26 protein-coding genes and 1 pseudogene are annotated in these 25744 nt (G+C 60.9%); 20 read left to right on the forward strand and 7 right to left on the reverse strand.

The features are described from left to right. Window positions 1-18 precede the first annotated feature (18 nt). Both G6N78_RS24755 and G6N78_RS24760 read left to right on the forward strand, forming a co-directional pair. Window positions 19-567, forward strand: coding sequence for a flavin reductase family protein (locus G6N78_RS24755; RefSeq protein WP_165225567.1), 549 nt, complete (start codon window positions 19-21; stop codon window positions 565-567). A gap of 53 nt (window positions 568-620) precedes the next feature. Continuing rightward, window positions 621-1352, forward strand: a complete 732-nt coding sequence (locus tag G6N78_RS24760; RefSeq protein ID WP_165225570.1) for an SDR family oxidoreductase — start codon at window positions 621-623, stop codon at window positions 1350-1352. A gap of 75 nt (window positions 1353-1427) precedes the next feature. Here the strand turns inward: G6N78_RS24760 and G6N78_RS24765 are convergent, their stop codons facing one another. Further along, entirely contained in the window at window positions 1428-1892 is a 465-nt protein-coding gene (locus G6N78_RS24765; RefSeq protein ID WP_165225573.1) for an Rrf2 family transcriptional regulator, read from the reverse strand. Between the two features lie 110 nt (window positions 1893-2002). Here G6N78_RS24765 and G6N78_RS24770 point away from each other — a divergent pair, with 110 nt between their 5' ends. Further along, window positions 2003-2680, forward strand: a complete 678-nt coding sequence (locus G6N78_RS24770; protein ID WP_165225576.1) for a class I SAM-dependent methyltransferase — start codon at window positions 2003-2005, stop codon at window positions 2678-2680. A gap of 38 nt (window positions 2681-2718) precedes the next feature. Continuing rightward, window positions 2719-3405, forward strand: a complete 687-nt coding sequence (locus G6N78_RS24775; RefSeq protein ID WP_165225579.1) for a glutathione S-transferase family protein — start codon at window positions 2719-2721, stop codon at window positions 3403-3405. A gap of 504 nt (window positions 3406-3909) precedes the next feature. On the opposite strand, the gene G6N78_RS25740 is transcribed toward G6N78_RS24775, so the two are convergent. Continuing rightward, window positions 3910-4098 (reverse strand): hypothetical protein, encoded by a 189-nt coding sequence (locus G6N78_RS25740; RefSeq protein WP_206531698.1) that lies wholly within the window; start codon window positions 4096-4098, stop codon window positions 3910-3912. Between the two features lie 210 nt (window positions 4099-4308). On the opposite strand from G6N78_RS25740, the gene G6N78_RS24785 reads away from it, so the two are divergent. The 3 genes from G6N78_RS24785 to G6N78_RS24795 all read left to right on the forward strand — a co-directional run bounded on the left by G6N78_RS24785 (window position 4309) and on the right by G6N78_RS24795 (window position 11195). Then, the gene (locus G6N78_RS24785; protein ID WP_165225582.1) at window positions 4309-5337 is read left to right on the forward strand and encodes a DUF3991 and toprim domain-containing protein; all 1029 of its coding nucleotides are present in this window, start codon (window positions 4309-4311) and stop codon (window positions 5335-5337) included. Between the two features lie 72 nt (window positions 5338-5409). Beyond that, on the forward strand, window positions 5410-6015 hold the full coding sequence (locus G6N78_RS24790) for a DUF1419 domain-containing protein (protein WP_165225585.1): 606 nt from the start codon (window positions 5410-5412) through the stop codon (window positions 6013-6015). An 89-nt stretch (window positions 6016-6104) separates the two neighbouring features. Further along, the gene (locus G6N78_RS24795) at window positions 6105-11195 is read left to right on the forward strand and encodes a helicase-like domain-containing protein (RefSeq protein ID WP_165225588.1); all 5091 of its coding nucleotides are present in this window, start codon (window positions 6105-6107) and stop codon (window positions 11193-11195) included. 187 nt (window positions 11196-11382) lie between these two features. On the opposite strand, the gene G6N78_RS24800 is transcribed toward G6N78_RS24795, so the two are convergent. Continuing rightward, a complete protein-coding gene (locus G6N78_RS24800; RefSeq protein ID WP_165225591.1) occupies window positions 11383-11970 on the reverse strand; it encodes a class I SAM-dependent methyltransferase in 588 nt (195 codons plus the stop codon). 582 nt (window positions 11971-12552) lie between these two features. Here G6N78_RS24800 and G6N78_RS24805 point away from each other — a divergent pair. From G6N78_RS24805 to G6N78_RS24830, 6 genes are all read left to right on the forward strand, one after another. Next, window positions 12553-12870: a hypothetical protein gene (locus G6N78_RS24805; protein WP_165225594.1), complete on the forward strand. Its 318-nt coding sequence runs from the start codon at window positions 12553-12555 to the stop codon at window positions 12868-12870. 327 nt (window positions 12871-13197) lie between these two features. Further along, window positions 13198-14949: a ParB N-terminal domain-containing protein gene (locus G6N78_RS24810; protein ID WP_165225596.1), complete on the forward strand. Its 1752-nt coding sequence runs from the start codon at window positions 13198-13200 to the stop codon at window positions 14947-14949. Further along, window positions 14946-15839 (forward strand): DUF7007 domain-containing protein, encoded by an 894-nt coding sequence (locus G6N78_RS24815; protein ID WP_165225598.1) that lies wholly within the window; start codon window positions 14946-14948, stop codon window positions 15837-15839. The genes G6N78_RS24810 and G6N78_RS24815 overlap by 4 nt, the downstream gene beginning before the upstream one ends. After that, complete coding sequence (locus tag G6N78_RS24820; protein WP_165225600.1) at window positions 15836-16147, forward strand: hypothetical protein; 312 nt, start codon at window positions 15836-15838, stop codon at window positions 16145-16147. Before G6N78_RS24815 ends, G6N78_RS24820 begins: the two co-directional genes overlap by 4 nt. Before the next feature lie 394 nt (window positions 16148-16541). Beyond that, window positions 16542-17129, forward strand: coding sequence for a hypothetical protein (locus G6N78_RS24825; protein ID WP_165225602.1), 588 nt, complete (start codon window positions 16542-16544; stop codon window positions 17127-17129). A 274-nt stretch (window positions 17130-17403) separates the two neighbouring features. Next, window positions 17404-18327 carry an ArdC family protein gene (locus G6N78_RS24830; RefSeq protein ID WP_165225605.1) on the forward strand — a complete coding sequence of 308 codons (924 nt, stop codon included), beginning with the start codon at window positions 17404-17406 and terminating at the stop codon, window positions 18325-18327. A gap of 3 nt (window positions 18328-18330) precedes the next feature. Here the strand turns inward: G6N78_RS24830 and G6N78_RS24835 are convergent, their stop codons facing one another. Continuing rightward, complete coding sequence (locus tag G6N78_RS24835) at window positions 18331-18504, reverse strand: hypothetical protein (RefSeq protein ID WP_165225608.1); 174 nt, start codon at window positions 18502-18504, stop codon at window positions 18331-18333. A 498-nt stretch (window positions 18505-19002) separates the two neighbouring features. Here G6N78_RS24835 and G6N78_RS24840 point away from each other — a divergent pair, with 498 nt between their 5' ends. The 4 genes from G6N78_RS24840 (at window position 19003) to G6N78_RS24855 (ending at window position 20606) form a co-directional block, all read left to right on the forward strand. Further along, window positions 19003-19311: a DUF736 domain-containing protein gene (locus G6N78_RS24840; RefSeq protein WP_113462179.1), complete on the forward strand. Its 309-nt coding sequence runs from the start codon at window positions 19003-19005 to the stop codon at window positions 19309-19311. A 321-nt stretch (window positions 19312-19632) separates the two neighbouring features. Then, window positions 19633-19803, forward strand: coding sequence for a hypothetical protein (locus tag G6N78_RS24845; protein ID WP_165225611.1), 171 nt, complete (start codon window positions 19633-19635; stop codon window positions 19801-19803). A 123-nt stretch (window positions 19804-19926) separates the two neighbouring features. Beyond that, window positions 19927-20193 (forward strand): type II toxin-antitoxin system prevent-host-death family antitoxin, encoded by a 267-nt coding sequence (locus G6N78_RS24850; protein WP_149747991.1) that lies wholly within the window; start codon window positions 19927-19929, stop codon window positions 20191-20193. Next, on the forward strand, window positions 20190-20606 hold the full coding sequence (locus tag G6N78_RS24855; RefSeq protein WP_165225614.1) for a hypothetical protein: 417 nt from the start codon (window positions 20190-20192) through the stop codon (window positions 20604-20606). The genes G6N78_RS24850 and G6N78_RS24855 overlap by 4 nt, the downstream gene beginning before the upstream one ends. An 86-nt stretch (window positions 20607-20692) precedes the next feature. Here G6N78_RS24855 and G6N78_RS26010 read toward each other — a convergent pair whose 3' ends face one another. Further along, window positions 20693-21139 (reverse strand): WGR domain-containing protein, encoded by a 447-nt coding sequence (locus tag G6N78_RS26010; RefSeq protein ID WP_306416233.1) that lies wholly within the window; start codon window positions 21137-21139, stop codon window positions 20693-20695. Between the two features lie 376 nt (window positions 21140-21515). Beyond that, entirely contained in the window at window positions 21516-22547 is a 1032-nt protein-coding gene (locus tag G6N78_RS24865) for an IS110 family RNA-guided transposase (protein WP_165225617.1), read from the reverse strand. Between the two features lie 201 nt (window positions 22548-22748). Between G6N78_RS24865 and G6N78_RS24870 the strand changes: the two genes are divergently transcribed. Together G6N78_RS24870 and G6N78_RS24875 are read left to right on the forward strand one after the other, a co-directional pair. Next, entirely contained in the window at window positions 22749-23762 is a 1014-nt protein-coding gene (locus G6N78_RS24870) for an IS110 family RNA-guided transposase (protein ID WP_165225620.1), read from the forward strand. 297 nt (window positions 23763-24059) lie between these two features. Beyond that, window positions 24060-24701 (forward strand): annotated as a pseudogene (locus tag G6N78_RS24875) (ArdC family protein); the annotation flags it as partial. Between the two features lie 51 nt (window positions 24702-24752). Here G6N78_RS24875 and G6N78_RS25985 read toward each other — a convergent pair. Further along, window positions 24753-24881 (reverse strand): hypothetical protein, encoded by a 129-nt coding sequence (locus G6N78_RS25985; protein ID WP_272955648.1) that lies wholly within the window; start codon window positions 24879-24881, stop codon window positions 24753-24755. 454 nt (window positions 24882-25335) lie between these two features. On the opposite strand from G6N78_RS25985, the gene G6N78_RS24880 reads away from it, so the two are divergent. Next, window positions 25336-25644 (forward strand): DUF736 domain-containing protein, encoded by a 309-nt coding sequence (locus tag G6N78_RS24880; protein WP_165225623.1) that lies wholly within the window; start codon window positions 25336-25338, stop codon window positions 25642-25644. Window positions 25645-25744: the final 100 nt, after the last annotated feature.

Below are 25744 nucleotides of genomic sequence, written 5' to 3' on the forward strand. Positions count from 1 at the left end.
GGGCTCAAGGAGATCCAGATGAAGGAACTACCCGCGTCGCAGGCCTATCGCCTGCTCGAACCTGGCCCGATCGTGTTGGTGTCGACCCACGGCAACGGCAAGTCCAATGTCATGACGATGGGATTCCACATGATGATCCAGCACGATCCGCCGCTCATCGGCTGTGTGATCGGTCCCTGGGATCACAGCTATCACGCGCTTTGCAAGACCGGTGAATGCGTGATCGCCGTGCCCGCACTGGATCTGGCCGAAACCGTTGTCGATATCGGAAACTGCTCCGGCGCTGATGTCGACAAGTTCGAAAAGTTTGGCCTCAAGTCCAGGCCCGCGGAGCAGGTCTCCGCTCAGCTTCTAGAGGATTGCCTGGCCAATATCGAATGCGTCGTCGTCGATGACAGGCTGCGCGATCCCTACAACCTCTTCATCCTCGAGGCGAAGAGGATCTGGCTCAACGAAAGCCGGACGGAACAGCGAACCCTGCACCATCGCGGCGATGGAACATTTGCCATCGATAACGGCACGCTCGACCTCAAACACCGCATGGTCAAGTGGCGTCACCTGCCGTGAGCATCGTGCGCGAGGCCGTTGCCCATTTGAAACCACCAAGGAAGGAATACCCGATGACGAACATCGACAACAAGATCGTCCTTATCACCGGAGCGAGCAGCGGGATTGGGGAAACGACCGCTCGCGCCCTCGCCACTGCCGGCGCTGCCGTTGTGCTCGGGGCAAGACGAACCGATCGTCTCGAAGAGCTTGCCCAGGACATTACCGCTGCCGGGGGCAGGGCAATCTACAGAAGCCTTGATGTGACTTCCCGTGACGGCGTCCAGTCCTTCGCGGATGCGGCCGTCCAGGAGTTCGGCCGGATTGACGTGATCATCAACAATGCCGGCATCATGCCGCTGTCACCCATGGCGTCCCTGAAGGTGGAGGAGTGGGACCGGATGATCGACGTCAACATCAAGGGCGTCCTGCATGGCATTGCAGCGGTTCTGCCCGTGATGAACAGGCAGGGCTCCGGCCAGATCATCAATATCTCGTCGATCGGCGGCCTTGCCGTGTCGCCGACAGCCGTCGTCTATTGCGCCACCAAATATGCGGTTCGCGCGATCTCGGACGGGCTGCGCCAGGAGAACGACAAGCTCCGCGTCACCTGCATCTATCCGGGTGTGGTGGAATCCGAACTGGCCAACACCATCACCGATCCGGTGGCGGCGCAGGCCATGGAGAGTTATCGCCAGATCGCCTTGAAGCCCGAGGCGATTGCAGCGGCCATCATGCATGTCATCGGCCAGCCTGACGGGGTTGACACGAGCGACATCGTCGTTCGACCGACGGCCAGTGCCTGACATCCCTGTAACTCATCCGGCTCTGCTGCGGTTCTGCAGCACTCGAGTTGCGACGCCATGCCGATGCGGGTCTATTCAGTCCCCGTGCGGCGTGGCCGGCACGACGCTGCCGCATGTCTGCGTTAACACCTCTCTCGGCGAAGGCATCAATTGATTGAGCGTCACCTGGCCAAACCGCTCCAGCAGCAGGCTTTGCGCCTGCCGCATCGCCGCCGCCAGGGCTGAATTGACGGCGTCTTCGATCCTGCATTGCGGATGCCTGCCGCGTGAGCCGATGGCAAAGAGCGTCGGGCGCTCCAACGCTTCATAGATGGCTAAGAGCGTGATCTCCTCGAGGGGCCGCGCGAGTTGCCAGCCCCCGCCATGGCCTTTGCCCGAGATGACGTGGCCCTCGCGACGCAGACCCGCCATCGTCCTGCGGAACACGGCCGGGTTGGTCCCCATGCTTCGTGCCAGAACCTCGGATGTCAGCGGCTCCTTCACCTGCGCCATGTGCAGGAGCACATGCAGCACGTCAGACAGTCTCGTATCCTTGTTCATTGTCCGCCCCGATTCATGCGAGCATCATCCTGGCGCATCATGTAGCATCACTTGATACAAAATGCGAAAGCGTGTTATGTACCTGCAACTGATACATAAAAAGGTTCGTCATGGCCGGCAGTCTCAATCCATTCCTCAATCCGGCGGCCATGAGCGACTATGTCCGCGAAACGCCGGGAAAGGTGCCAGGGCTTGCAGACCTTCACAAAATGGCGGCGCTGCTTCTGGCCGAACAGGCGTCGGGTACTGCCGACATGCTCGTCGTGGGTGCCGGCGGCGGCCTGGAAATCAGGGCCATGGCGGAGATATGGCCGGACTGGCGATTTACCGGCGTCGATCCCTCGCCCGTCATGCTCGACATCGCCCGCCAAACCACGTCGCTTTGCGCCGAGCGAACGCATCTTATTCGCGGAACGGCGATGGATGCACCCGCCGGTCCCTTCGATGGGGCGGTGTGCCTCCTGACGCTGCATTTCCTCGATTGGCACGAGCGGCTGGAGACGCTCCGGGAGATCCGCAGGCGTCTGAAACCAAGCGGCGTTTTTGTTGCCGCCCATCACACTGAGATCGATGGACAAGCGCATCTCTGGCTGGCGAGATCTGCAGCATTTGCTTCGGGCCCGACTTCGGCGCCTGGACAGGCAGCAGCCTCTGCCAAGGCGATGGCCGAGCGGCTGCCGCTGCTTTCGCAGGACCAGGAAGAAGCGTGCTTTCGCGAAGCGGGCTTCCAGCATCTAAGCCTGTTCTACGCCGCTCTTTCGTTCCGCGGCTGGGTCATGATCGCCTGATGCTCCGCACACGCCCTGTCGAGAAGGAGGGATCAGCGGTGACCGAAATCTTCAATTTCGCCTTCGGGCCTTATCCGCAAAGGGTGAATATCTACTTGGCCGAAAAGCAGCCTGAGGGTGTCGCCGTGACAGTGTATGCGGAGCCGGATAGGCGTGCGAACACGCCGCCGCCTGAGATCAGGGCTCTCACTCCCACGGGATCTCTCCCCATCCTCAGGGATGCCGATGGTACTTTGGTTGGCCAGTCGCTGGCGATCCTCGACTATATTGAGGACATAATCCCGGAACCCAATATGCGCGGGAACACGCCGGCTGAGCGAGCGAAGGTTCGCCAGTACGTTCATATGCTCGATGAGGCCCTGACATTCTTCGGCCTTTGGGCACGCCACGGCAGTGCGCTCGGACAAGGCGTCGTGCGATCAAGCCGCGAGGTCGCGGAGATCTGCGCCGACCGATATTTCGGGAAGCTGCGGCTCATCGAAAGGTTGATGAGCGAAGAGCCGTTCATTGCCGGTGAATACGTCACGCTGGCTGACTGCGTGGCGATGGCGACGCTGCAATATGCGAAAGATTTCTATGACGTACCGATCCCTCCCGAATGCGTTAAGCTTCAGATGTGGTTTGATAGCTTCAGCCAGCGCCCCAGCGCCAAGCAGCCACCCTATCCAGAGAAACAATGGCGCAAGGCGATGGGTTTGATGGGACAAACGGGAGTTTGCTTTTAGGGTGAGTCCCGCACTTCCCGCTTGCTCAAGTGGTTGATTCAAAATCGCGAGTAGTCGTTAGGATGACCGGACGCTCGTTCGTTTCCCCTCAAGAGCGGGCTCAGTCAAACAAGCATATCCAGGCCATGCTTCTCGACAATTAAGAGTAGCTTTAGCGCTGGGCCACTCGGCCGCTCTTACGTTCATCTAGCCCTAAAGTTCCATAATTTACCTTACGCCACATCTGTAAGTAATTGGAATATCTTTCAAATTTGACAGTATTGGCGTGTTTCGTCGCAATCTAGGCCAAGTTGCCGGACAGCAGCTCTCTCAGGCTCCAGACCGCAGACCGTGCGCAGCCAGATTGCAGCACCAGAAGCACTCCAATCCCGCTTTTGGTGATGGCGACCTGGAACAAGTCCGGATCTCCGTCGATCAACCCTCAAGGGGTCGGCTAGCGAGCTGCCGCCGCTCCGTCTGCGCCTTCGCGGTGATCGCGACCGTCCCTGTTCCTTTGAGGAGCCATCAGCGGGAATTGGCCCGCTTCCGATGGAGCACCTCAAGATGGCACACGATCTCTCTCTCGCCCAGTCTCACGCTTTCCACCTCTGCAACGATCTGATGGTTCCCATCACCCTGTTCAAATCCGGCGACGAATTCGGCGTCCTTCCGTCCGACGAACTCGATGACGAAGACGATCTTGAGATCGTTCACGAATACTTCCCGCGCGGGTCTCATTGAGACCCGCCTTTCTCTGCCGCTGGCGACCTGTCGGCCGCAAGGGAAGCTCTGCCGCAGCGCTCTGCTGCAACTTTTGTCAGTTGCGCACTGCGCCCTTGCCCCCTCCGCTCTTCGCGGCGGGACGAAGGTGGTCCGCAGACTACGGGAAAATGAAGGGACGGCCGCTTTGCGGCCGAAGAAAATATGAAACGAGAAGAGTTGGAGGCGCTACGCGCCAAGGTCAGTTGCGAAGCTGTGCTGGAACAGGCCGGATATGAACTCGATGCGAGGGAAAGTACCCGTCGAGCCGTCAAATACCGACATGGCAGCAGCATCATTATTGTGACCCATGACGGACGCGGCTGGTTCGATCCACTGAGCGATGAGAAAGGTGATGTTTTCGCGCTCGCCATGTTTTTTGATAAGGTCACTTTTCCGGTGGCGGCGGAAGCGGTCGCGGGGCTGGTTGGGTTTCGACTTTCCCGTCCCGAATGGAAGTCTCCGCGCTCTCCAGGCTCGGCGGGAGACATTACCGGGCGCTGGCGAAGCCGGCGTACGCCGTCGCCCGGCTCCGAAACATGGCGCTATCTTTGTTGGGAGCGCTCGGTCCCCCCTGCCATCGTCCGGCACGCCATCCGGGAGGACATCCTGCGGGAAGGACCTTATGGCAGCATGTGGGCTGCGCATGTCGATTGCCATGGCGCGGTGGTCGGCTGGGAAGAGCGCGGGCCCGAATGGCGGGGATTTTCCGCTGGTGGCTCCAAAGTATTGTTCCGGCTCGGCCCAAGCAACTTCAACCGCCTTTGCGTGACCGAGGCCGCGATTGACGCGATGAGTCTTGCGGCGCTCGAGGGCTCGCGCGAGAGGACGCTCTACATCAGCACCGGTGGCGGATGGTCTCCTACCACAGACACTGCCCTCGCCGCGCTGGCGGCCCACCCAGGATCCAGTCTTGTCGCCGCCACCGACGCCAATTCCCAAGGTGATGCCTATGCGGAACGGCTGCGCGCGATTGCGGAAAAGTCCGGCTGCGATTGGCAGCGGCTACGTCCGCCCGCGGACGACTGGAACGAGGTTCTGCAGGACAGAGAAAAGGAGAGACGGGAAAGGAAAATAGAGAAGAAGATGAGGCCTGCCGCATGCGCGCCGGCCGCATCAAGGGAAGCTTCGCCCGGCCAAGGCCGGCCCTTGACCCGTCCGGACGCGAGGCCGGCCACTTGGAAGGGGTCATGAAGGACTGAAGAGGATGGTGAGGTCGAAACGACATTGCTGGCTTCGGTCCCAAACCCCGAAAGGACCAGGCTGATGACCTCGATATCCCTCCCCCGCAAAGTGTTTCAGGGTGTGGCCAAACGCACCGACATGTTCCGGATGTTCGACCGGCACGCCAAGCGCCCAGATCGTTTTGAAAGTGATCGGTCGGCCAACTATGCCGGCGAATGGTTCGAGATCGACGAGATCTCCTACAGCTATATGCTCGACATCCTGCCGCCGCTTTGGATGCGGGGGCCGATCTTTGCTATGCGCGAATTCATGACCGGTTCTGTCACCTCGGTCTTCTACGCGCTTCGGATCGATGACGCCGTCCGCTATTTCCACACCTACTGCGACCTTTCCGATCCGAAATCGGTCGAGACCATGCGCATCTCGATCCTTGATCGGGAAACCCGACCAGACCGGGCGATGAGCCGCGAAGAACGGCTTGAGCACATCTGGAGCACGACGACCGATGACTATCGTGGCTATGCCGGCGACCGCTGGCCGACGGCGATGCAGGGCCATCGTACGGTGATGCTCTACGGTGGCAGTGAAGGCACGTTCCTGAAACTGCTCGACACCCTGTCTGACGACGAGATCGCGGCAAAACTGCCGGTGCATTTGCGCCACCTCCCCGCATTGCTGGCCGCCTGAGCCGGATCATCATTCGCAAATTTCGCGCCCTAAGCGGCCTTCTCCGTGGCTGAGCGATGGCGCTCGCCCTCATTTCAAGGAGCTTTCCCATGAGCAACGATCCCTTCACGCTCGACATGTTCGGCTCGAATGTGCTTGTCGCCGGCCTCGGGCTTGGCGTGACAGCGTTCGGCGGGTTCTCGCCTAATGCCGCCAATGACGACGATCCAGATCCCCTGCCGCCGGCGCCAGCACCCGCCCTCCCCGCCACTGAAACGCCTGCCCGGCGCGCGAGGCTTCGGGCAAACTTCCATCTCGACGGCGACCGCGGGCTGGCCGCCTCCTGGAAGGATCGTGCCCGCGCCAATGTCGCGGCGATCCTTGTCGCCGACGGTATTGCGAAGCAGGAACGACCGGCCACGCCCAAGGAGCAGGCACAGATGATCCGCTTTACCGGCTTCGGCGCCGGCGAACTGGCCAATGGTATGTTCCGTAGGCCGGGCGAGGTCGATTTCCGGCAGGGATGGGGCGACCTCGGCTCGTCGCTCGAAACTGCGGTCTCTGAAGCCGACTATGCGTTGCTCGCGCGCTGCACCCAGTATGCCCACTTCACTCCCGAGTTCATCATCCGGGCAATCTGGACGGGGGTTCGAAGGCTCGGCTGGCGCGGCGGCCGTGTGCTGGAACCGGGCGTAGGCACAGGTCTTTTTCCAGCCCTCATGCCGGAGCCCTATCGCGAAGCTGCCTATGTCACCGGGATCGAGCTCGATCCGGTTACGGCCCGCATTGTCCGCCTGCTTCAGCCGAAAGCTCGCATCATCAACGGCGACTTTGCCCGCACCGATCTGGTGCCGATCTACGATCTCGCCATCGGCAACCCGCCCTTCTCCGATCGCACCGTCCGCTCAGACCGCGCCTATCGGGCGCTCGGCCTTCGCCTGCACGACTACTTCATCGCCCGGTCGATTGATCTCCTGAAGCCCGGCGCGCTTGCCGCCTTCGTGACCTCACATGGCACGATGGACAAGGCTGATACGACGGCACGCGAGCATATCGCGAAGTCCGCCGATCTGATCGCAGCAATCCGCATGCCCGAGGGCAGCTTTCGCCGGGATGCCGGTACTGAAGTCGTCGTTGACATCCTCTTCTTCCGCAAGCGGAAGGCCGGAGAGCCGGAGGGAAATCAGCTGTGGCTCGAAGTCGATGAGATCAGGCCGGCCACCGAGGACGCAGGCGCAATCAGGGTCAATCGCTGGTTTGGTCGGCATCCGGACTTCGTGCTCGGCACACACGCGCTGACCTCCGGCCCGTTCGGCGAGGCTTATACCTGCCGGTCGCGCGATGGCGAGGATCTCGAAGCTTCCCTTACGGCCGCCATCGAACTTCTGCCGGCCGATCTCTACGACGGAGAGCCGACGCCGATCGACATCGATCTCGAAGATGAGCTTGGCGAGATCGTCGATCTGCAGCCTAAGGGCGGGCCTGTCCGCGAGGGCAGCTTCTTCCTCAACCGCTCCAAGGGCTTGATGCAGATGCTCGACGGCGCGGCCGCGCCGGTCACGGTCCGCAAGGGCCGCACCGGAGACGGCATCTCGGAAAAGCACGTCCGGATCATCAGCAAACTCATCCCGATCCGCGATGCCGTCCGTGAGGTGCTGAAAGCGCAGGAAACCGATCGTCCCTGGCGGGATCATCAGGTTCGGCTGCGCATCGCCTGGTCGAGTTTTGTCCGCGACTTCGGGCCGGTCAACCACACCACCGTTTCGATCCAGGAAGATGCCGAGACCGGGGAGGTCAAGGAAACCCATCGCCAGCCAAACCTTGCACCCTTCCGGGACGACCCGGACTGCTGGTTGGTGGCGTCGATCGAGGACTACGATCCGGAGACCGACACGGCGAAGCCCGGTCCGATCTTTTCCGAACGCGTGATTGCGCCGCCGGCGGCGCCAACCATCACGTCGCCGGCAGATGCACTCGCCGTCGTGCTGAACGAACGCGGCCATGTCGATATCGAGCATATCGCCGAGCTGTTGCACAGCGATCCGGCTGATGTGGTCGAGGAGCTGGGTGACGCCATCTTCCGGGACCCGGCCGATGGATCGTGGCAGACAGCCGACGGGTATCTCTCCGGCACGGTGCGCACCAAGCTCGCCGCCGCACAGTCGGCAGCCGAGCTAGATCCAAACTATGCGCGCAACGTCCGCGCCCTGACTGACGTCCAGCCGGCCGACCTTCGACCCTCCGACATCACCGCGCGTCTCGGCGCTCCATGGATCCCGGCCGCCGATGTCGTGGCCTTCGTGAAAGAGAAGATGGAGGCCGATATCCGCATCCATCATATGCCAGAGCTCGGGTCCTGGACGGTGGAGGCCCGACAGCTTGGCTACAGCGCCGCCGGCACATCTGAATGGGGCACCAGCCGCCGCCATGCCGGCGATCTGCTCGCCGATGCTCTCAACAGCCGGGTGCCGCAGATCTTCGATGTGTTCAAGGACGCCCATAGCGAGCGTCGGGTGCTCAACGTCGTCGATACCGAAGCAGCCCGTGACAAGCTTCAAAGGATCAAGCAGGCGTTTCAGGACTGGGTCTGGACCGACCTCGATCGCACCGATCGGCTGGCCCGCGACTACAATGACCGTTTCAACAATATCGCGCCTCGCAAATTCGACGGCTCCCATCTCAAACTTCCCGGCGCCTCAGGCGCCTTCGTTCTTTACGGGCACCAGAAACGCGGCATCTGGCGGATCATCGCCGATGGCTCCACCTATCTTGCCCATGCCGTCGGCGCCGGCAAGACGATGACCATGGCGGCCGCCATCATGGAACAGCGCCGGCTCGGCCTGATCGCCAAGGCGATGTTGGTCGTGCCCGGCCATTGCCTGGCGCAGGCGGCCCGCGAGTTCCTGGCGCTCTATCCGAATGCCCGCATTCTGGTTGCCGACGAGACCAATTTTACGAAGGACAAGCGCGCACGGTTCCTGTCGCGCGCAGCGACCGCGACCTGGGATGCGATCATCATCACCCATTCGGCGTTTCGCTTCATCGCCGTGCCTTCTGCATTCGAACAACAAATGATCCAGGATGAACTGCAGCTTTACGAGGATTTGGCTTGCAAGGTCGACAGCGAGGATCGCGTCTCGCGCAAGCGCCTCGAGCGGCTGAAGGAAGGATTGCAGGAGCGGTTGGAAGCTCTCTCCACTCGCAAGGACGATCTGCTGACGATTTCGGAAATCGGCGTCGACCAGATTGTCGTCGACGAGGCGCAGGAATTCCGAAAACTGTCCTTCGCCACCAATATGTCGACGCTGAAGGGCATCGATCCGAACGGCTCGCAGCGTGCCTGGGATCTCTATATGAAGTCCCGCTATATCGAGACGAAGAATCCCGGCCGGTCCCTGGTGCTGGCCTCGGGTACCCCGATCACCAACACGCTCGGCGAGATGTTTTCGATCCAGCGCCTGCTCGGTCACGAGGCACTTGCCGAGCGAGGACTGCACGAATTCGATGCCTGGGCCTCGTGCTTCGGTGATACGACGACCGAACTTGAAATCCAGCCCTCCGGTAAATACAAGCCCGTCAGCCGCTTTGCCTCCTTCGTCAATGTGCCGGAGCTGATCGCCATGTTCCGTGCCTTCGCCGACGTGGTGATGCCGGAGGATCTCCGGCAATATGTGAAGGTGCCTGATATCTCGACCGGGCGCCGGCAGATCCTGACGGCCAAGCCGACCGCCCTGTTCAAGACCTATCAGCAAATTCTCGACACCAGGATCAAGGCGATTGAAAAACGTGAGGGGCCGGCCAAGCCTGGCGACGACATTCTGCTCTCGGTCATCACCGATGGCCGCCACGCCGCGATCGACCTGCGCTTCGTCATGCCGGCGGCCGAGAACGAGGCGGACAACAAGCTCAATCTGCTCGTACGCAATGCCCACCGGATATGGACGGAGACCGGCGAGGCCATCTATCGGCGCCCCGACGGCAGGGAGTTTGATCTGCCAGGCGCCGCCCAGATGATCTTCTCGGATCTCGGCACGATTAATGTCGAAAAGACCCGTGGCTTCTCGGCCTATCGCTTTATCCGCGACGAACTGGTCCGGCTCGGCGTGCCGGCATCACAGATCGCCTTCATGCAGGACTACAAGAAGACCGAAGCCAAGCAACGGTTGTTCGGCGATGTCCGCGCCGGCAAGGTGCGCTTTCTGATTGGTTCGTCGGAGACGATGGGAACGGGCGTCAATGCCCAGCTTCGCCTGAAGGCGCTCCATCATCTCGATGTGCCATGGCTGCCATCGCAGATCGAACAGCGTGAGGGCCGGATTGTTCGTCAGGGTAATCAGCACGACGAAGTCGATATCTTCGCCTATGCCACTGAGGGTTCGCTCGACGCCAGCATGTGGCAGAACAATGAGCGCAAGGCCCGGTTCATCGCGGCCGCACTTTCCGGCGACACCTCGATACGGCGGCTCGAAGATGTCGGCGAAGGCGCGGCCAATCAGTTCGCCATGGCCAAGGCCATCGCATCCGGCGACGATCGGCTGATGCAAAAGGCCGGGCTGGAAGCTGACATCGCGCGGCTCGAACGGTTGCGCGCCGCTCATGAGGACGATCAATATGCTGTCCGTCGGCAGATGCGGGATGCAGAGCGTGAGATGGAGGTCTCAACCCGGCGTATCGCCGAGATCGGCCAGGATATCGGGCGTCTCAGGCCGACAGGCGGCGATGCCTTTACGATGATGGTGCTTGGACAAGACTATACCGAGCGCAAGGAGGCTGGCCGGACGTTGATGAAAGAGATCCTCACGCTTCTGCAGCTTCAGAAGCAAGGCGAGGTGCATCTGGCAACGATCGGTGGCTTCGATCTGGTCTATGACGGGGAGCGCTTTGGCAAGGGCGATGGGTATCGTTATGAAACACTGCTCCAGCGCACCGGCGCAGATTACGAGATCGATCTAGCGATCACTGTGACACCGCTCGGTGCCATCTCGAGGCTGGAATACGCACTCGGCAGCTTCGACGAGGAACAGCGCCAGTATCGCCGGCGGCTTGAAGACGCCGAGCGACGGTTGGTTTCCTACCGTTCCCGAGACGGAGGCGCTTTCGCCTTCGCAGACGACCTCAAGGAAAAGCGGCTGAGGCTGCGAGCAATCGAGGCTCAACTGGCGGCAGATCTAGACAGCGAGACCGTCGCGGCGGCTGCATAGCTGCGTTGCACAACAAATGTTTTCCAGTTGGTCAAAAATCAGGCATAACGCCTCCAGCTGATGCACATGACGGTCACCTCCCAGTTCCGTCGCAGCAGCTGTTCCCCTCTGGAGGTTATAGATCTCCACACTTCATGGGCCGCGGCTTTTGCCGGCGGCCCTTTTTTTGTTCTCCACTTCCCTCGCGTCAAAACTCAATAAGCCTGACCGCTTCGTAATAGTTGTTCCCGCCTTCGTCGGAACGGCATCCGTTTAATCGCAGCCCCATGCTGGCAAGATGCGCAGCATAAGCCTCTTCCCCCAGCGACATTGAGATACGATCAGTCAACATATCTCTCCAGCGGCAAGCCTCGCGAGGAGCGCTGAACAGGAAACGACCGCCCGGTTCGAGCAGATTCGCCGCATTAGTGAGGAGTTTCCTCTGGTCGTCCTCGTCGAGCAGAAAGAGGAGCCCAATCGACATAACACCCAGAAAGGTCCGGTCGAAGAAGGTGCTGTTCTGCGCCGGTTCGCAGACGGCGGCCATGTCCGGAAGATTACGCCGATAAGCCGCAATCAGCGAAGGCGATGCATCGACACCCCATACCGAAAATCCATCGTTCACCAGCGCTTGGGCGATTGGCACACCGGAGCCGCATCCTATGTCCAAGATTGGAGCCGACCGAGGGAGGTGATCCCTGGCCCACTCTAGAACCAGCGCCGTGCCGACCTTCGATCGTATAGCCATGAACTGGTCAGAGACTGCATCCCAGCCAGCGGAATAGTCTACGGTCATTCCGCACCTCTCCTTCGCAGGGTCAAGCTGATTGGATTTTTTGACCATCGTCGGACAATACCGAGCGATTTATGCCGAAACGGCTTATGCGCGGTCCCGCCGCTGACTGGTCCGAAGGGCAATTATATCGAGGTATCGTTCCCGCATCGCCTTCATATCGATATCTCCGCAGATCCATTCCTCCAGCAAGGTTAGGAAGGCGGCATCCCTGTCGATCGGCACGCCGCGCGTTGTTGCCCGATCGATTGCCCGTTGCGCGATGGCTCTCCGGGTCTCGGGTGTTGTGCTCATTTTGTTTCGCCTGGCATTCCTGATGGGCGTCGAGGTCTATCAGTTGATGATCCAATTCGAGACTTGAAATTGCCCTTCGTCAATAATATCTGGGCATCACTTCCCGATGAGACGATGTCCTGCTCGCTGCAATCGCCGCGGCGTTTGACATTGTCCCGGGATACAGAAGAAGGCGCTCCCCTTACGGGTCGAGCGCCTTTTTTGTCTCCGATGCGACCGCAAATGCGGTGCTGCACCTTGACCGTGCCACCTTTGCGAATGAGATCTGCGTAAAAAACTTCGTGGGAACACATGCCATTTTTTCTCGTGACGCAGACATCGCTGGTGGAAGCTCAAGACGAGCAGGAGGCCGCTCAAACGGGCGTCGACCGCCTCCGCTCCGGAGGACAGGTTACCGTCGCGGTGAAATCGGATGAGACGACAATCACGCACGTCGTTGTCGCCGCAGTGGCAGAAGAGCCTCTGCCGGTCTCGCCATCCGAGGCCGCCGATCCACCGCCTGATGCTGTTGCTACCGCCGAAGCCGGTCCTGCTGCACCGGAAAGCAGGAAGATGATCCTGAAGCGAATGCTCGCAGATGGTCTCGCCCTTCTCGGACGTCGAACATAGTCCTCTCCTCGAAGTATGCCTACCGCCAGCAGTCTCCTCTCCGAGCGCCGGCTCGAATTGATAAGAGGGGATTGAGAAAGAAAAGCAGGAATGTGAACCGGTCGCAGATCGGTCCTCCTGCCGATGCTGTCGCTCAACCGCCGCCTGCGCGATCCCGGCCGCTTGTCCTTCGCAGGGCTGTTAGCCCCGCTTGTCCTGCGCACCAGTGATGCTCGGCCGCAGTTGCGGCAGTCCGGTCGCTCAGCGGTCCGGGAGGTGTCTTCGAGAAAAATGAAGACAGGAAGGGCTGGCAAGGCGCTGGTCCGGAACCCCGAAAGGACAGATCCCATGCAGATCATGAAGGTTGACCCGCGCGCTCTGAAGGAAAACCCCGACCGGATGCGCCAGTCGAAGTCGTCACCGCAGGCAGATGCGCTAATGCTGGCGACGATCAAGGCGGTCGGCATCGTCCAGCCGCCAGTGGTTGCACCCGAAATGGATGGCGGAAACGGCTATATCATCGACGCTGGCCATCGTCGCGTCCGGCTCGCTATCGCCGCCGGTCTCGAAGAAATCGAGATCCTCGTCGCAGACGCTGCCAACGATAACGGCGCGATGCGGTCCATGGTCGAGAACAGCGTTCGCGAGGCTCTTAACCCGGTTGACCAGTGGCGCGGTATCGAACGGCTGGTTGCTCTCGGCTGGACCGAGGAAGCGATCGCGGTTGCTCTTGCCCTCCCCGTCCGCCAGATCCGCAAGCTGCGCCTGCTCGCCACCGTCCTGCCGGCCATGCTCGAACAGATGGCGCTGGGCGACATGCCGTCCGAGCAGCAGTTGCGCGTCATCGCGGCTGCCGGCCAGGTCGACCAGAAGGAGGTCTGGAAAGCCCACAAACCTAAGAAGGGTGATACCGCGCCCTGGTGGCAGATCGCCAACGCGCTGACCAAGAAGCGCATGTACGCCAAGGATGCGAGCTTTGGCGACGATCTTGCTCAAGCCTACGGGATCGAATGGGTCGAGGATCTCTTCGCGCCGGCTGATCAGGACGGCCGCTACACCACCAATGTCGAGGGATTTCTCGGTGCGCAACATGAGTGGATGACGAGCAACCTGCCGAAGAAGGGCGGGATCGTCGAGGTCAACAGCTGGGGCCAGCCGGAACTGCCGAAGAAGGCTTCTCAGGTCTACGGCAAGCCGTCCAAGTCGGACCACACGGCGATTTATCTCGATCGTGATGGCAAGGTGCAGACGGTGCATTACCGGATGCCGGAGGCGGCGAAACCGAAGGACGCTGGTGGCCACGGACCGGTCACCGGTGACGATGATGCTGATGCAGTCGCGGCACCGAAGGCGCGGCCAGACGTTACGCAGAAGGGCCTCGACATGATCGGCGACTATCGCACGGATGCGCTCCACGATGCGCTCGGTCGCGCGCCGATCGAGGACGACATGCTGATGGCGCTGATGGTGCTGGCCTTCGCGGGACAGAACGTCCGCGTCGACTCCGGCGCAGACGGGACCTTCTATGGCGGCAAGCGCTTCTCGCGGCATGCCGTCGGGTTGTTCGACGAGCATGGCAAGCTCGCTTTCGATCGGGATACACTACGCGGTGCCGTTCGCTCCGTGCTGATCGATGTGCTCTCGTGCCGCCGCGGCATGTCGAATAGCGGGATGATCGCGCGCATCGCAGGCGAGGCGATCGGTGCTGATGAATTCCTCCCGAATATGGGCTCGGAAGATTTCCTCTTGTGCCTGTCGCGCGAAGCGCTGGAAGCGTCGTGCGCCGAAGCATCGGTTCAGCCACGGCAGAAGGTGCGCGAAACCCGCGCAGCGCTCGTCGAGCATTTTGCGACCGAACACTTCGTCCATCCTTCCGGTCGCTTCGCTCCGCCGGCCGACGAACTGCTCGACTGGATTCGCGCAGGTGCTACCGTTGACGTCATCGGTACGGGCTCCCAGGATGACGAGGACGGCAATGTTGGCGCCTCGGCTGAAGAGCATGAGAGGCCGGGCGAAGAGGAGGCGGGTCAGGATGATCTGCACGACGCCGAGGTCGCCGATGGCCACGACCAGGATTTCGATCAGAGGGCGGCCGCATGACCGCCGCCCTCAAGTCAAGCTCGGCAACACCCACCCCCGATCTTTCGGGGGTGGAGTTTGCCACAAGCGCGGACGGAATTCCCGTTGCCCGCATCGATGACTTGGTCCTCGCCATGGTCATGTCGCCAAGCGGCTTCGCATTCCTCGCAAGCGCAGCCTTCGTTCGCCGGCCGCTCGCTCAGCTGACCCGCGCCGATTTCATCGGGCACGACGGCCGGCTGGCCGACGAGGCCGAGTTTCGAGCGCGTGTCGCCGACACGGCTGGTCACAAACGGGACCTCGCTGCGCTGAACCGCGTTCAGACGCGCATATCGGCAAGCACACCTTGGGGCGGATCGCAGGTGGCGGTCATCTATGCCGATGGTGTCGTTGCCCATAGCACGGCCGGCCATGGCGGTTTTCACCTCTCCGCCGACCGCAATAGCAAAGTCCATTCGTTGCTGCGCAAAGACACCCCCTGGTACGAGGAGGATTGCGAATGGGCGATCGTGGCGCTCAGCTTTCCGGAGCTGTTCACTGCTCACGAGCGGGCCGCGGCGGAAAAGACCATTCGCAATACCTGGCCGGATGAATGGGAGGCGATCCACAGCGCCAAGCTGACCGAAGGCGAAAGCTGGATCAAGGATCGCTGCGCGTTTGATCAACGCTATGCGGCAGACCACGTCGTCACCTCGGCGATCTTCTCCGAGCATCACCCAGACATGACCGAGGTCGTGGCCGTCGTCGGCGGCAACCGACGAACTGACGACGATGAGCGTCGCTTCCTGGTGCCGAGCGACGAGTATGCCGGGCGTGGTCGGTTCGGATTCGTCATCGATCCCGTCCGTCATGCCGAATATCAAGGGCCGTCCTCCTTCATCGGCTGGCGAAGTCAGGAGGATGGGTCATGATCGACATCCTCGCTCCAAAGCCGCTGGACAAGGCAATAGGCGCCCGGCGTGAGACCCTGCAGCATCTCAATTGTCTGACCCGGCAAATTGCAGCGCGTGCCGGGCGGCAGGCGATCACCGTGAAGGTCCGGTGCCGGGCGCGCCGTCGGTCTGGTCTCCGTCTTTACCATCAAGAGCTGGCCGATCGCCTGGCTTTCGATCGGTGGGGCGAACTCGACACGCTCGCATCAAGGCTGGCGGTGCAGGAGCAGATCATCGACGCGCTCGAGCATTGCGGTGATGCGTCGTTTTCGTCGGTGGCGGGGTAGGTGGACGTCGAATGGGCTGTGCGCTGGATGGCATCTGGTCATCTTGTAGCCACGACATCTCCCAGGGTGGCGGGCTTGGTCATATCGTCCCTCGTGGGCGTGCATCTGATATCGGACCCGTGCTGGACTGCCCTTCTTTTCGTTGCGGTCTGAACCGGCGGCCGGTCGTTTCAAGGCCGCTGGCGCGCCGCGGAGCGGCCGATTCAACCTCCCGGCGCGAGGCCAGGCCCGCGGTCTGCTCAGGTCAAGCCCTGCTGGCCCGCAAACCTGTCCTGCTTGTTCAGTCGGATCGGACCTGTGAAGCCGCCCGTCCTTTGCCGGTTCTTGAGTGCCCGCATCGAAGGGCAAACCGGCACGGGCCGGAACCGCTTCGGCAGCCACGGAAGGAACAGACATGGCCAAGCCCGCCACCCCCAATCGCTCCACCGCCCGATCGGCACAATCCCGCCGAGGGACCACCCTCGAAATGGTCCGCCTCTCCTGCCCCGACGCCATCCAGGCGCACAAAATCGCCGAAAGCTTCGGCACGGCTATCGTCGACAGCGATGGCATCCGCAGCCTGCATGAGCGGCTGATCGTCGAGACCGCCGACAGCCTCTCCGAAGGCCTTGGCGAAAAGGCCATGCAGATTCATTTGCAACGGATCGTCGGGGCCTTCCTCGGATCGGCGCATGGCGCCGGACAGTTCTACTCCCGCGCCGTCACCGAGGCGCGGGACGCAACGGCCAAGGCATCGAACGATGCCCGCGACGAGGATCTCGACGGTCCGGTCGGCTACGACAGCGGTGCCCAGCGCAAGCGGGAATTTGCAGCCGACATGGGTGTCCAGTCCCATGCGCTACGGATGGCAGCCGAGGGAGCAGTGGCCGCCTACGAACAGGTTGTCGGCGAGACCTGGAAGCCGTTCGACCGGCCGGTCGAGAACCCCGGAGCCTCGCTCGACCGCAAGGCGGCCGAGGCTCAGATGGCGGCCTTGGGATAAGACCATCGGCGGGGGCGACCCCGCCGCTTCCTTCGATCAGAGGCTGGCGCCGAATTGCGCCGGCTTTTTTCATGTCGAGGGGAAAAGCTGGAGACGCGCCTCTCGCGGCCCGCCCCGCTCGGCGGTCCTGCAGGAGCCGGGCTTCCATGCAACGGCTTCGCCGTCCTCCACGCTGTTGCGGCCGTTCCGGTGCATGGTCACACCATCGGCCCCTGCTTTGGACCTCCGTGACGGACCGCGACAGGCGCGGTCTTGAGAAAAGGAGAATGAAGAAATGGCCGAGAAAGCGGATACTGATCGTATCGATATCTACGCGAAGATCACCGACAGGATCGTCGAGGATCTTGAGCAGGGCGTACGCCCCTGGGTCAAGCCGTGGAACGCCGCCAATACCGGTGGTCGTATCACCCGGCCGGTGCGCCATAACGGCCTGCCCTACTCCGGTATGAACGTGCTCCTGCTGTGGTCGGAGCAGTTGTCGCGCGGCTTCTCCTCCTCGATGTGGATGACATTCAAGCAGGCTTTCGAACTGGGCGGAGCCGTCCGCAAGGGCGAAACGGGCTCAACGGTGGTCTTCGCCAGTCGGTTCACCAAATCGGCGGCCGACGGGAGCGGCAACGATGTGGATCTGGAAATCCCGTTCCTAAAGGCGTATTCAGTGTTCAATATCGAGCAGATCGATGGTTTGCCTGACACCTACTATGCTCCGCCGGCAAAGGTGCGTGATCCCGTCGAGCGCATCGAGAGCGCCGATCGCTTCTTCAAAGCGACGGGCGCAGTCATCCGACACGGCGGCAATCAGGCTTACTATTCGCCTGTCATGGACTATATCCAGATGCCGCCCTTTGAGGCGTTTCGCGATGCCGCCGGGTATGCAGCTGTCCTCAGCCATGAGGCGACGCACTGGACGGCGGCGGAACATCGCGTCGGCCGTGACCTGTCGCGCTATGCAAAGGATCGGACAGAACGAGCCCGTGAAGAGCTCATTGCTGAGCTCGGCAGTTGCTTCCTTTGTGCCGATCTCGGCATCGCGCCGGAGCTTGAGCCACGGTCCGACCATGCGTCCTACCTGCAGTCCTGGCTATCGGTCCTTGCCAACGACAAGCGGGCCATCTTCCAAGCGGCGGCTCACGCGCAGCGCGCGGTCAGTTTTCTGCGCTCCCTACAGCCGGAAGCGGATTTCAAGGCTGCGGCCTGAACGTCAGGCGCGGTCGTCACCACCGGTGGCGGCCGCTTCTTCCATATCACGCTGATCTTGGAGACCTTGTGCGATGTCATTACCCAGCCTTCCCCAGATCGACAGTTTTGTAGTGTCGGGCTTCGGTTTGCGGGATGGCTTGCGCTCAACGATGAACGGCTTGGTCTGCTGACGCATTGTTCCTCCAGGCTGCGATTCGCGAGCGCAACGATATCGCACCGGGCATGGCAGGCAAGCCGGACCGCCGCTGTACATGACCCACTCCCCAACCGAAGCAGGCTCCGACGACGGGACAAGCGGAGCATGATCCAGGTTGCCATTCTTCCCACGGGCAAATGCGGTGAGCGCCATTGCCATATCCCTTCACGACAGAGTTTCCGGCAACCCATCTGCGGGCTCGATGGGGCATGTCTGACCGGAGACCGGCTGCGCCTCGATCGTCTTCCCGCAACGACAAGGCTTAAGATTTCTTACCCCGGATCCCTCACGGGCTCCTCCTCTCCCACTAACAAATCTGCGACTTGTCGCCCTCCATTGCATTGCGGCCCAATCGCCACCCCAACGCGCAGGCGCGCTGGGGACCCCGGCTGGGTGCGGTCCGATCGTCCCCAGTCTTTGCGACTGCCATCGAGGCCGCGATGGGCGCGGCCCGAACACGAGAAAAGGAATACGACAATGGCGACTATCGGCACCTTCACTTCCGAAAAGAACGGCTTCACCGGCTCCATTCGCACTCTCGCCCTCAACGTCAAAGCCCGCATTGCCCGGGTCGACAACCCCTCCGACAAGGGTCCGCAGTTCCGCGTCTATGCCGGAAGCGTCGAACTCGGCGCCGCCTGGCAGAAGACCTCCGAGCAGGGCCGCGACTACCTCTCGGTCAAGCTAGACGATCCGAGCTTCCCTGCTCCGATCTACGCAACGCTCGCCGAGGTCGAAGGCGAGGAAGGCCTCCAGCTCATCTGGTCCCGCCCGAACCGCGACTGATCGGGATCACAAGGCTCCGCCACCGGCGGAGCCCACCTTCCTGCCAAGAGATCAAAGCCGGACCCGGCATCGAGCCAGGCCCGGCTTTTTTGGTGGCATACGGTGAGCGGGGAAGCTGCTCAGAATGCATGATTGTGCCAAGCGGCGACGCCGGCCTCAAGGATGAGCGGTCCCCCCAATTTGCTCCACCTGCCCTCAAGGGCAGCTTACGCAAATCGGCTCCCCCACTCACCGGCTCTGCCGGTCGCGCATGCGATCCTTGACCCCGCCATCCCCTCTCGGACCCGCCTGTCATCTTTCACAAACGTCAAGGAGACGAAGATGACCTACGAACTCGAAATCCAGATCGAAGAACTGCGGGTCGAGCTGCACAACGCTGTTGATGGCGCCGAGCGTCGCCAGATACAGGCTGAACTCGAAATCGTCCAGGCGGAGCTGATCGTCGCGGCTGCCGAGATGGAGGGCCTGACTGAGGCAGAGCCGCCTTTCTGACGGCGGTGATCTCTATCAACCCCTCCACCGTGCGACCACGAATACATTATTTACACCAATGCTGTATATGCTGTATAAACAGCACTGAGACCTTTTCACCCTAATCGTATTGAGGCTGGCCACATGACAAGCAGGAACGGCTCCTACACGACAAGCGACCTTTCTCGGAAATCCGGAGATATCATCGCCGAGGCACTTCGACACCCTGTCACGATCACCCAACGCAACAAGCCGCGATTGGTGTTGCTGAACATAGACGATTACGAACGTCTTATGCGCCAGTCGGATCGTCGCTCTGTAGGCAGACTGGAGACAATGTCCGACGAGCTGTTTGCTGAATTTGAAGAGGCCGTCGATGTCTACGCCCAGTCTGATGAGACGAGTCGATGAGCGCATATGACAAGGTCCAGACGGCTGCGGTCGTTCGATATCCATATCTGTGGAGCCATGAGGCAAACGAGGGAGAAACGGAAGGGCGCAAGAACCGTCCTGTGGCTGTCGGCGTGCGGATCGCGAGGTCGGGTGGCGATTTTGTTTTGTTTTTTCCGATAACGACAAAGATGCCAAACCGAAATCGTTTTGCCGTCGAGATTCCGACCATCGAAAAGCGACGCGCGGGTCTTGATGCAGATCTTCCGCTGTGGCTCATCCTGGATGAGTTCAATAGCGATACCATAGGCCGGTCATTCTATTTGGAGCCTGAGCCTCCGCTTGGTCACTTCAGCAAGGCATTCTTTTTGCCGCTTCTGCGCGAATTTATTGCCCGTCGAAAGTCCTTTGCGGAAGTTAGCCGATCGAGATAGCGGAGTGTGGACAGCAGGGTCTCCGTTCGAGAAGACGAAGGTCCGCCCTCACACTCTCTTTTGCCAGCGGCAGCATCGTCGGGTGTTTACTGCGAAGCGACACAGCCGATTGCCCGATATCCCCGGCGGCGTTTTTGCCTCAGAAGATCAAGGAAGAGATCGACCGCGTCCTGTTCCTTTTCGAACTGATGGGTTTTCACCTGACCGCTCGTCCCAATCCGTCCCCATCGCCGCGTCAGGCATGCCTCCCCAAACAGGTTCGGCTCGATCGACATCGCGTAGAAGCGGGCCAGGTTCTTACTGGCATCCTTGCGTTCGACATAGAGGTGATAGGGTTGGGCGATCATTCTCCCAGAATCGCGTGAAGCGCGCCCTGCGTCCAACGAGACTTCTGAATCGTTTGCTGGTGATCGATTCAGTTCTGTGAAGAATGGGTTGCGATCAGATTGCGCGGTCCGCCTTCGGCGTACCGCTCTATTCGCCAGCGCGAACGAAGCCCGCAAGCGGGCTTCGCCGATTCCGGTGACGATCATCCCGCAAGTGTCAGATTGGATCGCGCATTGGCTGTTCAGACTGTTCCTTACTCAAGAGATGACTCGATCGAGCAGCCGATTCATGAAACCGGTTTTGCGCGACGCAGTTTTTCATGTCGTTGCGCCGGAACTGAATTGATGGGGTTGTCTAATCGCAGCTTGGGCGTCAAGCGTGAAGTCGTTGAGGCGGTGCTGCCGGGTGCATGGTTGTCTTCGCGGTCGACATCAGGCGCCGCATGATGGAGCTTCGCGGGACGAGCCTTCAATGTGGACGACGCGTTCAACTGAGACAGCGATGCAAGCCCATCAACGGAATGGCTCGGCTCACGTCCCGGCAGGGACGCTTCAAACGCTCAGTTTTGAGCCCTATTTGGTTCTATGCTGCCACGATCACTCCGGCGGTTGGATTGAAGAGCTCTCCGGTCTTGAGCATGGTGTGCATGATGACAGCAAGCTTTCGTGCAACAGCCACAGCCGCTCTTTTGAAGCCGATCCTCTCCCGGAGCTGAAGGCCCCAAGTTCGCAAGGAACTCTGTTTGGCACTGCGCGTGAGAATGACCGATGCTGCTTCGTATAAGAGCCCGCGCAAATGGCGGTCCCCGCGTCGGGATATATGTCCGTCATAGTCGACTTCACCGGATTGGTAGCGGCGCGTGGTGAGGCCGATCCACGCGCCCACGGACCGAGACTTCCTGAAGTTTCCCGGCTCTTCAATGGCGGTAGCGAACGACGTTGCAGTAATTGCTCCCACGCCCGGGATGGACATGAGGATGCGGCAGGCTTGGCTCTGTCGGGCATCCGCGACCAACTGGCGCCCGAGGTCCGCGGCGCGAGCGCGCAAACCTTTCCAAGCATCGAGAAGCGGTAGCACGATATGGGCGAGATCATGATAGCTGGAGACAAGATCTCGAACGTTCTTCTCGAACACGTTTCCTTTGCCGGCCGGAACGACTAAGCCGAACGTCTTCATTATGCCGCGGATCTGATTGGAAAGTTCGGTCGTCATATGGACCAACCGGGTGCGGGCCGCGATAAGCGTGCGTGCTAACATGCTGTCGAACCCCTTCACACGGACTTCGCGAAAGAAACCCACTTCCGCTAGATGAGCCAGCCAATCGGCGTCGTTCGCGTCCGTTTTGTTCGTCGCCATGTCGAGCGCCGCTTTAGCCTGCCGCGCATCAATGCAGATGACAGGAAGGCCCTCGGCTCGAAGCGCATGATAGAACCACACCGAGAGCGGTCCCGTTTGAAACACCACGCGTTTCACCGTGGGTGCCCGTTTGCGGATCAACTCGGCAATGACGTGAGGATCTGATGCGCATTTCCCCCGCCAAACACGCACCCCGTCCCGGCGGATTGAGACCGCAGTCTCTTTCATTGACACGTCGAGGCCAATATATTCGTCCATGGCTGTTCTCCATTGATGCTGGGCCCGGCGTCCAATCGAGAGCCCGTACTTCATCTTATCGGGGAACAGCCACCTTCCAAATCATGCCCGAATCCGAAGGGGTATGGCTCCCGCGATTACCCCATGTGGATGCCCCCTCCGGCCGGCATCGGAGTATGATGCCTGCCCAGCGCCATGGTGGCGCTCATGGAGGAAAGGCAGATGACACAGGTGCATATCCTTGCGATCGACCTTGCAAAGCGGAGCTTCCAGGCCTGTGGGACGGATCGCGGCGGTGCGGTTCTATTCAACCGGGTCCTGTCGCGAGCTCGATTGCAGCAGTTTCTGGGTAAGCAGTCGCCGTGCATCGTGGCGATGGAAGCGTGTGCCACAAGTCATTTCTGGGGCCGGTTCGCGCGTAGTCACGGCCACGAAGTACGGCTGATCCCGCCAATCTATGTGAAGCCGTTCGTCAAACGCCAGAAGAATGACGCGGCCGATGCAGCCGCGATTGCGGAGGCGGCGCTGCGTCCGAACATGCACTACGTCGCGGTCAAGAGCGCCGAGCATCAGGCACGCGCAGTAGCATTCCGCACCCACCAGTGCTTTGTGCGCCAGCGCACCCAGCTCATCAATGCCTTGCGCGGCCATCTGGCGGAGTTCGGAATAGTCATTGCCCAAGGCCCTGCCAATCTCAATGCGGTTGCAGGCATACTGGCTGAGGAGTCCGTTGATCTGCCGGATGGTGTTCGAGTGATCGGCCAGCTCTACCTGGATCAGATCGGGATGCTCAGCGAAAAGATCGACGAGCTAAGCCTGAAGCTTCGCGAGGCCACGAAGTCGAATGAAGACATGCGACGTCTGTGCACTGTTCCTGGCGTGGGCCCCGTGACCGCCGGGGCGATCCTTGCCTTCGCACCCGATCTTCGTGCTTTCAAGAGCGGTCGAAACTTTGCCGTCTGGCTCGGCCTCGTGCCAAGACAGCACTCGACGGGTGGAAAGACCCGTCTGGGCGGTGTCAGCAAAATGGGACAAACCGATATTTGCAGATTACTGATCGTTGGGGCCATGAGTCTTATTCGATGGATCGTCCGCAAGGGTGTGCTTCCAGATGATTGGCTCGGCCACATTCTCGGCCGGAAACCGAGAATGGTCGCCGCCGTCGCACTCGCCAACAAGATGGCGCGCATTATATGGGCGATGATGACAAGGGAGCAGAATTGCAGGATGGCGTGATCCGCTGCCTCCCTTGGGCGGCAATGCGGAAAGTGCCTGGGGTGATGAGCCCCGGTGAAAAGATCGACTGACGGAACGATGCGGAAAGGACTTCAATGCTCAGAATGGGGTAAGCCAGTCCCGGGGCTCGAGCCAACCAAGCTCTCTGAACCGATGTGGACCCTGTTCTTCGAACTGCATCCCGGCCCGTGGCTACTTCAGGCCACATTATGAGGCCTGACACACGACCGATAGAATTCCTCATCCGCAGACAGTCGTCAGAAAATTCTTCTTGCCAAACCGGGGGCATCCACACACGGCTTTACTGTGGTGTTCGCAAGCCGCTTCACCAAGTCGGAAACCGACGGCAACGGTAATGAGGTCGACCGGGAAATCCCTTTCCTGAAGGCGTATTCTGTGTTCAATGTGGACCAGATCGACGGTCTGCCGGACCATCACTACCATCGTCCGGAACCGGCTCTCGATCCGGTTGAGCGGATTCAGAATGCCGATCGCTTCTTCCGCAATACCGGCGCCATTATTCGCCATGGCGGGTCGCAAGCCTACTATTCGCCGGTGACAGACCATATCCAGATACCGCCGTTCCAGACCTTCCGCGATGCGGCTTCCTACACGGCAACGCTGAGTCATGAGGCAACGCACTGGACCGCGAACCCGGGGCGATTGTGCCGCAATCTCAGCCTTTATGCCAAGGACAAGAGCGAGCGCGCCCGCGAGGAACTCATTGCCGAGCTCAGCAGCTGCTTCCTATGCGCCGACCTTGGAATCGTACCGGAGCTCGAGCCACGGCCCTATCACGCGTCGTACCTTGCCTCATGGCTCGCCGTGCTTTCCGAAGACAGGCGGGCGATTTTTCAGGCAGCGGCTCATGCGCAGAGGGCAGTCACCTTCCTGCACGATCTGCAGCCTGATGCAGCCGAGGAGAATGTCGCGGCCTAGAAATCAGCGTCGGTCGTTGTCGCCGCCAACGGCCGACACCTCTCTCGGCTCTCACTGCTTGAGCGCGCCCTGATCTGGTGTAAGGTCCAGCTTGCCCCAGATCCAGGTTTTGCGGTCGGTCGGTTTGAGCTTTCGGGATTGCTTGATTTCGACGGTAAACGGCTTTGTCTGCTGACGCATGTATCCTCCAGGCGACGAATCGCGAGCACACGATACCGGGTTGATTACTGGAGGCAACTCCCACTCTGGCCGCTCCGTCACCACCGAATTGCTGCTCTGGCATTGCGACAGAGAAACGGTTCGGCCACAGCAATGTTCCGCTGGGTGAGGCGGTGGCAGGTTGCCAACAGCGTGTTCTTCTTGACCCGTCGGCATAGGCCACGTCCTTTGCGGGCTCGATGAGGCATGTCCGATCGGGGAGCGGCTTCGCCTCGATCGTCTTCCCGCAACGGCCATGCAAAACTTTCTTCCCCTGGCGGCTACGCCGCCATTCCTCGCGAGGCAACAAAGTTTCTCCCGGCCGCCCTCCATTCCATTCCGGCCTTATCAGGTGCGGTCCGATCGTCCCCGATCCTTGCGACAGCCATCGAGGCCGCGAAGGGCGCGGCACGAAACCAACGAAAGGAACACCACAATGGCAACGATCGGCACCTTCACCTCCACCGAAACCGGCTTCAACGGCTCGATCCGCACGCTTGCCCTCAACGTCAAGGCCCGCATCGCCCGCATCGAAAACCCCTTCGACAAGGGCCCGCACTACCGCATCTACGCCGGCAACGTCGAGCTCGGTGCGGCCTGGCAGAAGCGCTCCGAGCAGGACCGCGACTACCTCTCGGTCAAGCTGGACGACCCGAGCTTCCCCGCTCCGATCTACGCAACCCTCACCGAAGTCGAAGGCGAGGACGGCTACCAGCTGATCTGGTCCCGCCCCAACCGGGACTGATATCCGGACGAGGCCCCGCTCGCCAAGGCGGGGCCTCCTCCCGACAACAGAACGGCCTCCTTCGTACCGCGGCTTTTTCCCGTTCGTTCTACCATATTGG

Source organism: Allorhizobium pseudoryzae (assembly GCF_011046245.1).
Lineage (GTDB): Bacteria > Pseudomonadota > Alphaproteobacteria > Rhizobiales > Rhizobiaceae > Neorhizobium > Neorhizobium pseudoryzae.